The following is a 6,278-nucleotide window of genomic DNA, read 5'->3' on the forward strand; positions in this document are numbered from 1 at the left end:
TTGGCCTCGTGGTTTCCGAGCGGGTCCGGGTTCCACGCGCGGAACATCGCGAGTTGATCCCGCCCGAACTCATCCCTCGCGGGGATCTTCGCGTAAACGCCGCCCGGTCCGTTAAACGGATTGGCAGAAACATCCGGAGATGCCGGCGATCCGCTGCCAGGTCCGGCCTGGGGCCCGCCACCCAGACTGGAGCCGAGGAGCGCAATACCAAGCACCCAGAGGCAGAGGAGTAAGGTCCGAGCCATGTGGCACGAACAGTCGCAACTCAATGGCGCCAAAGGAAGGCAGAACAGCTCAGCGTCCGCGGGCATCGCGCAACGAACGTGCTGGCCGAGATCGCATCGGCGACCGGGGCGTCATCGATCCGGCGCATGGCGCGGTGGCGAGATCCCTGCCCCTCATCCGAGCGTCGTCCCATAAGGCCATTGAGGTATTCGAATAGGTCAAAGGCTTCCTGTTAATGGGAAGCTCGGACCTGTGACTCTGCAGGCTTTGAGAAAGCACACGGCCTCTGCTGTTGAGTAGTTCGCCTAGCCATTCTCATGACATCCTGCCGTTAATCACTGGCAAGAGCGTCATTGACCATTGAGTCTCAAGATCAGATTGCCGGTTCCGTTCAGTAACGTCTTCAACGCTGCCTTCGAATAAAGTATGACAAGATGTTGCAACATATCTTATGGAGCTAACCCTAGGATCTTTCGTCATGTCAACGACGTCATCCACGTCCCACCTTAGGGCGTTTGCCGCTCGTTGTGGACAGGATTAGCTTCAGCCTGTCCACGACAGGTTGGAATGCGATCATGCATCTCCAGCGCATCGTTCTGCCCAGCAGCAAAGTCACTTGGACCGCCTATAAGGGTGATGCCGTCGTCTCTTAGATCCGCAATTTCGTCATCTACCTCGGAGTGCGCCATTACGCGCCTCGCACAGTTAGCCACTATGCCCGGCACGTGGTTAGGCTCGGCGACGATCTCGCGGCCCTCGGCAAGAGCTTCCGCGCAATCACAACCATTGATCTCGACCGCTTCATTCCAGCCGCTGCCAAGTCCGGCCGGACGCCCGAGACCAGCATTGCGTCGGTCGATCCTGGAGAGTTTTGACAAGCAATCCATGACAAGTGCAGCCGCCGTTCTACGCCTTCTGCGCACTTCACTCCCGCTTGGCATCTGGCACTTTGACTGGGTTCAACCTCAGTCAGAGATGCTTCATGAGATCAACCATCTGCGCTGCTTTGGCCGCCGGTAGCCTCCTGCCAGTCCCTTCGGCTTTCGCCCAGGGTCAGGCTCAGCGTGGCGAGTACCTGGTGACCATCATGGATTGCACCGGCTGCCATACGCCCGGCACCTTCCTCGGCAAGCCCGACCTGCAGCGGCCTTTGGCTGGGTCAGAGGTGGGCTTCCAGATCCCAGGCCTTGGCATCTTCTATCCGCCCAATCTGACCCCTGATCCCGAGACGGGGCTTGGCCGGTGGAGCGAGACCGACATCATCAAAGCGGTGCGAACCGGCGTCAGACCCGACGGTCGGCAGCTTGTGCCGGTGATGCCTTATCGTTCCTATGGCAAGCTCACGGATGCCGATGCCAAAGCTCTGGCTGGCTATCTGAAGAGTCTGAAGCCGGTCAGGAATCAGGTGCCGGGTCCGGTTGGGGCCAACGAGAAGCCCTCAGCCCCTTACCTGACCGTGGTCATGCCCCAGTAGCCGCTTGGAGCAGAGTACCCCAATCCAGAAGCCGACACCCCGGAAAGGCACAGGAGACACCGGATATGCTCGAGGCCGAACTGCAACGACTGCGCGACGAGAACACGGCGATTGCAGCACTGCTGCAAGAGGAAGTCGCTTACAGCTCGAAGGAGAGTTGGGTACTTTCAGGTTCGTCGTCCGTGTTCAGAGCCGACAGGGAAACGCCTAACAGGCGGACGCTCTTCTCCAGAGGAAACAACATCTTCAGGAGATCGATGCTGGCCTGCTCGAGCGCTGACCGGCTGTCAACATAGCCCATCAGCGTGCGACTGCGGGTGATCTGCTGAAAGTCGGAGAACTTCACCTTGAGCGTCACCGTCCGGCCCCACACGCCAGTCTGCTCGCAATACTTCCAGACCTTGTCGATGATCGGCTGGAGCGCAGCCTTCATCTGGTCAAAACCCACCAAGTCCTTCTCGAAGGTGTTCTCGGCCCCAACGGACTTGCGGATGCGGTCTGGCTGGACCAGTCGATGGTCGACGGCTCGGGCAATCCAGTAGTAATGGGTTCCGGACTTGCCAAAGCGTTCCTGGAGGAAGCCCAGCGACTGGGCCTTCAAATCCAGGCCTGTGAAGATGCCGAGTTCGTTCATCTTCCTGGCTGTGGCCGGGCCGATGCCATGGAACTTGCCAACCGGCAGGCTCTCGACGAAAGCTGGTCCCATTTCGGGCGTGATGACGAACTGGCCGTTCGGCTTGTTCTGATCCGACGCCATCTTGGCGAGGAACTTATTGTAGCTGATCCCGGCCGAGGCGGTCAGATGGGTCTCCTGCCGGATCTTGGCCCGAATCTCCCGGGCTACCTGCGTGGCATACGGGATATCTTTCAGGTTCTCGGTCACATCGAGATAAGCCTCATCCAGCGACAGCGGCTCGACCAGCGGGGTATACTCGTAAAAGATCTCCCGGATCTGGCGCGAAACCTCGCGGTAGACATCGAACCGCGGCTTGACGAAGGTCAGCTCAGGGCACTTCCGCTGGGCTGTGACGGACGGCATGGCCGAACGCACTCCGAAGCGCCGGGCCTCATAGCTGGCAGCTGCCACGACACCCCGCTCACGGGAGCCGCCGACGGCGACCGGCTTGCCGCGCAGCTCCGGATAATCCCGCTGCTCCACGCTGGCATAGAAGGCATCGAGATCCACATGCACGATCCGGCGCTGCGGCTCCGGCATGCCGACTTGCTCTCCGGCGCCGGAGGGTGGGAGGTTGCGGGGCTGACTTTGGTCGTTACCCAACATGACCTGGCGCTAGATCCTGTAAGTCTGACACAATCGCATGAACCCAGTATCGAGCATCCACCCTCCATGACGAAGCCTTGGTCCCTTGATCGTGTTTTCGTGGCGCAAGCAACTGGCGATCGGACACCATTGTTGGCCACATACCCTGCGACGATAGAACCCTGGCGCTATGGTATCATTCATCACCGGCTTTCGGTATCGCGAGAGCGACAGGTGACTGAACCTCCCATTGACCAACGAGCCATCGACGATACTGCCCAATGAAGCCGGAACACAGGTACGTTGTCATCGACGTCGAAACCGCGCAATCCTATGATCACATCATCGAAATCGCCGCCGTTGAGGTCATTGACGGGGCGATCTCCCCGCGCTCGTTTGTCCGACGCGTCAAGCCCCGGTCAGCTATGAGCCCCTTCTGCTACGCGGTGCATCGCATCTCGTTGGCGGAGTTGGAGGAGGAGCCTTATTTCGAGCATGTCGTTCACGATCTGGTTGACTTCGTGGGTGACGATATGATCATCGCCCACAACTATGCCTACGAGTACAACACGCTCAAACGGGAGTTTGAGCGCACAGCACAGCCGATCTATCCACGGGAGCGCTTCTTCTGCACCATGGCTCTGTCCAAGCGCTCCGGACTTCCTGGCAAGCTCCGACAGGCTTGCTCGCAGGTCGGCATCAGCATTGCTCACCTGCGTGCCGAGCACGACGCCTTGAACGATGCGCTGTTGGCAGCCCATCTGTTTGTGAAGCTCGGTCTGACCGAGAACAAGAGTTAGCTTCGCCTCAAGAACTCCAAATCTGGTGAGAGGTCGAGTTCCGGTCGCGCTGGCCTCATCGCTTTGATGGAGGATTTTGGTTTAGCTGGCACTTCGTCAGTGATCCAGGCTGACTTCTAATCAGGTGTCTACAGCGCGCACCCAGCTTCAATATTGATCATTGCTTCCTGTGGCCACTCGGCTTGCTGTGCAGCAGAGATCTGCGACAGGTAGCGCTGATCCCGCTCCTGAAAGGCGACCTCCAAGTTGCCGTCGTCCCTGTCGCTGACCTGAATCATAATCTGATCCAACAGCCTTTCCTCGATGAGGTATCCATCCAGCTGGGCAGCTGTGATAGGACCGATGACCGTGACCAACCGCTTCATGCCTCAAACCCTCTGAAGGTTCAGGCGAGTGTAGGTAGGGAATGGTATGGGATTCTGCGAACATCCTTAACTGCCTGGGCGCTGGAACCAGATAGATAGCGGGCAAAGAGCTCGATCAATGCAGGGGCCCTCTTCCGAGCAGTCAGAGGTCGGTATAGCCCTTCTGGCGCTGGGCATCCGCCAAGTTTGCAGTGCGACCGCAGCCTGGGCTTCATCAGGTAAGATCTCGACCTTCTCCAGACCCTTAGCGCCAACGAAGCCCCCCTTGCGCACCAGCCGGATCGTGCCGAATAGATCACGCTCGATCATCAGGCTGAAGAAGCGCCCCCTGCCCTGTTCCGGGTCGCGCCGATACAGCACGAGATGATGCCGTATGGCGGAGCGGGCGTCAGGCATCCTGGAGCGCTCTTACGTGGGATTGTCCTTTTGGAGCGTCTTCTCCATCTCGCGCATCATGGCCTGCTCGATCTCGTCGAGGTTGACCTTCTCGGTATCAGCGCTGGCCCGGGTCACGGGGACCTGCTTGGCCTTGGGCCGGTTGATGGCCAACTGGGCCTAGGCTGGGAAATGGCCATCCAACGTATCGAGCAGACTATCGAGCGCCGCATCGGACAGCGGGATCTCCGGAGCCTCCTCAAGCCCTCTCAGAGCGATGAATTGATTGGTGTAGCGCCGATCCTCCGTCACTTCCGGCCCAAACCACTCGAGCGGGCGGAAGCCCCTCGCCTGCTCGTCAGAAGCGAATTCCACGGTAACGAGATGCAAGACGCGGGGCCGGGTGACCTCGTCAACCAGAGCATGACCTTCACCGATCGGCAGCACGATTTGGGTGGAGTTGACTTCGCCGGCGCAGACATCGAGCAGCGCGTGAGCATGACCTACTGGAATGTCGGTCTGGTCCTCCGCCTCGCCACCTGGGCCAACTGTCCTGAGGATCAGCAGGCCTCTGTCCTCTTCGAGGCGGACCCAGGAGGAGCGATCTCGCTGCTCGGGGAAGAAGCCTTCGACGTAACGCAGCCCACCCCTCTCGCGCCGGATCAGGCGAGCGAAGGATGGAGTGAGGAGAAAACGGCGGCGAACAGTCATGCAAACCAGGGAATGCAAGGGATTGAGGATGCCCGCCATTCGTACATGGCTGACGAAGAGGAAGGCAACCCTAAACCCCGCACTATGGTTTCCGCTCGGCCGTCGGCCCTTAGCGAGACTTCTCCACGCTGATCTCCTGCGCGGACCAGGTACTCTCGATTTCAGGGGGGCAGTCGATCAGCGCGGGCTCGCCGAGTTCCCCATTCAATGCCTGACTGTGGAGTGGAATGTGCGCGACCCGCTCCAGCTTGGATGCATGGCGCAACGAGGCGTCGGTTGTCTGAGGAGGGCCATACTCCCGGGTGCAGACTCGCCCATGAGAGCAAGATGCTCACAAACGACAACGCCCTGACAGGGTTAGCCGTGCGGATCTCACTGTCAGGGCGCTTTTGTGCTGCCGGTTGCAACACCACGCCATCACAATGCGCTATGAATGCCAGAAGTGCAACCGAACGCTGTGCATAAGCATGAGGCGTCCCGGTGAGAGGCTGAGCACCAGACCTTCCACCAGGACGCGCGCGATGTGTTCCGGCATCGCACCATCCATGTAGATGCGCTCAAGACATGCCGATGTGTGGCGACGCACATTATCAGTTCGAACGAGATCATTTGCCCGCCTCGCAGCCAGGCTGTTAGTCGGCCCGGCTGCGGTCAATGCCAATGTCGCGCAAGATATGAGGACTTATCTCCCGTCGCAGTGCTTCTGCGAACTCGAAGATCAGGATGGGGTGCTTGTGATCTTTCGCCGGCTTGCGCCGAACGCGAATGAACTCAAAGCGGAATGCGTACCCTACAAAGGGCAGAGGGAATACGGTCGGTTTCATTGGAGCCACCAGCAGCTGGGATTGTGACGAGGAGGGCGGTGCATTCGTACGTGCAAAGTCGCATGGACATGTAACGCCTCCTCTGGCTGTGGCTGTGAACTGCGGATTCCGGTGCAATCCGGACAAGTATTCCGATTTGAAGTCGGACAGCATTCCGGAATGAAGCCGGACAGCGTTCCAATCAATCACCGGACACTTTCCCCACTCTGACGATCCCCTGGGTCAGCAACTCGGGCATCACGC

General features: G+C 59.3%; 9 protein-coding genes. 3 read left to right on the forward strand and 6 right to left on the reverse strand.

Features of this window, described 5'->3' with window-relative positions; genetic code table 11:
* A partial coding sequence (locus tag JKL46_RS35280; protein ID WP_210381551.1) for a hypothetical protein occupies nt 1-245 on the reverse strand: 245 nt, incomplete at its 3' end.
* Nucleotides 246-731: 486 nt separating this feature from the next.
* Nucleotides 732-1,103, reverse strand: coding sequence for a hypothetical protein (locus tag JKL46_RS33825; RefSeq protein ID WP_201842799.1), 372 nt, complete (start codon nt 1,101-1,103; stop codon nt 732-734).
* Nucleotides 1,104-1,207: 104 nt separating this feature from the next.
* Here JKL46_RS33825 and JKL46_RS33830 point away from each other — a divergent pair, with 104 nt between their 5' ends.
* Nucleotides 1,208-1,699 (forward strand): c-type cytochrome, encoded by a 492-nt coding sequence (locus tag JKL46_RS33830; RefSeq protein ID WP_201842801.1) that lies wholly within the window; start codon nt 1,208-1,210, stop codon nt 1,697-1,699.
* A 139-nt stretch (nt 1,700-1,838) separates the two neighbouring features.
* Here JKL46_RS33830 and dinB read toward each other — a convergent pair whose 3' ends face one another.
* Nucleotides 1,839-2,915 (reverse strand): DNA polymerase IV, encoded by a 1,077-nt coding sequence (dinB, locus tag JKL46_RS33835; protein ID WP_201842808.1) that lies wholly within the window; start codon nt 2,913-2,915, stop codon nt 1,839-1,841.
* Nucleotides 2,916-3,241: 326 nt separating this feature from the next.
* Between dinB and JKL46_RS33840 the strand changes: the two genes are divergently transcribed.
* Nucleotides 3,242-3,760, forward strand: coding sequence for a 3'-5' exonuclease (locus JKL46_RS33840; protein WP_201842810.1), 519 nt, complete (start codon nt 3,242-3,244; stop codon nt 3,758-3,760).
* A 128-nt stretch (nt 3,761-3,888) separates the two neighbouring features.
* On the opposite strand, the gene JKL46_RS33845 is transcribed toward JKL46_RS33840, so the two are convergent.
* Both JKL46_RS33845 and JKL46_RS33850 read right to left on the reverse strand, forming a co-directional pair.
* Nucleotides 3,889-4,125 (reverse strand): hypothetical protein, encoded by a 237-nt coding sequence (locus JKL46_RS33845; RefSeq protein WP_201842812.1) that lies wholly within the window; start codon nt 4,123-4,125, stop codon nt 3,889-3,891.
* Between the two features lie 66 nt (nt 4,126-4,191).
* Entirely contained in the window at nt 4,192-4,521 is a 330-nt protein-coding gene (locus tag JKL46_RS33850) for a WGR domain-containing protein (protein WP_246529721.1), read from the reverse strand.
* Between the two features lie 171 nt (nt 4,522-4,692).
* Between JKL46_RS33850 and JKL46_RS36140 the strand changes: the two genes are divergently transcribed.
* Entirely contained in the window at nt 4,693-5,343 is a 651-nt protein-coding gene (locus JKL46_RS36140; protein ID WP_246529722.1) for a hypothetical protein, read from the forward strand.
* A 500-nt stretch (nt 5,344-5,843) separates the two neighbouring features.
* Here JKL46_RS36140 and JKL46_RS33860 read toward each other — a convergent pair whose 3' ends face one another.
* Complete coding sequence (locus JKL46_RS33860) at nt 5,844-6,035, reverse strand: hypothetical protein (protein WP_201842814.1); 192 nt, start codon at nt 6,033-6,035, stop codon at nt 5,844-5,846.
* Nucleotides 6,036-6,278 lie beyond the last annotated feature (243 nt).

The sequence above is a fragment of the Microvirga zambiensis WSM3693 genome (assembly GCF_016735695.1).
Taxonomy (GTDB): Bacteria; Pseudomonadota; Alphaproteobacteria; order Rhizobiales; family Beijerinckiaceae; genus Microvirga; species Microvirga zambiensis.

Bases quoted from the DNA above. Each gene is read 5' to 3' on its own strand.
- JKL46_RS33830 (WP_201842801.1), top strand. From the start codon at position 1,208: ATGAGATCAACCATCTGCGCTGCTTTGGCCGCCGGTAGCCTCCTGCCA.
- dinB (WP_201842808.1), bottom strand. From the start codon at position 2,915: ATGCCGGAGCCGCAGCGCCGGATCGTGCATGTGGATCTCGATGCCTTC.
- JKL46_RS33840 (WP_201842810.1), top strand. From the start codon at position 3,242: ATGAAGCCGGAACACAGGTACGTTGTCATCGACGTCGAAACCGCGCAA.
- JKL46_RS33845 (WP_201842812.1), bottom strand. From the start codon at position 4,125: ATGAAGCGGTTGGTCACGGTCATCGGTCCTATCACAGCTGCCCAGCTG.
- JKL46_RS33850 (WP_246529721.1), bottom strand. From the start codon at position 4,521: ATGCCTGACGCCCGCTCCGCCATACGGCATCATCTCGTGCTGTATCGG.
- JKL46_RS36140 (WP_246529722.1), top strand. From the start codon at position 4,693: ATGGCCATCCAACGTATCGAGCAGACTATCGAGCGCCGCATCGGACAG.
- JKL46_RS33860 (WP_201842814.1), bottom strand. From the start codon at position 6,035: ATGAAACCGACCGTATTCCCTCTGCCCTTTGTAGGGTACGCATTCCGC.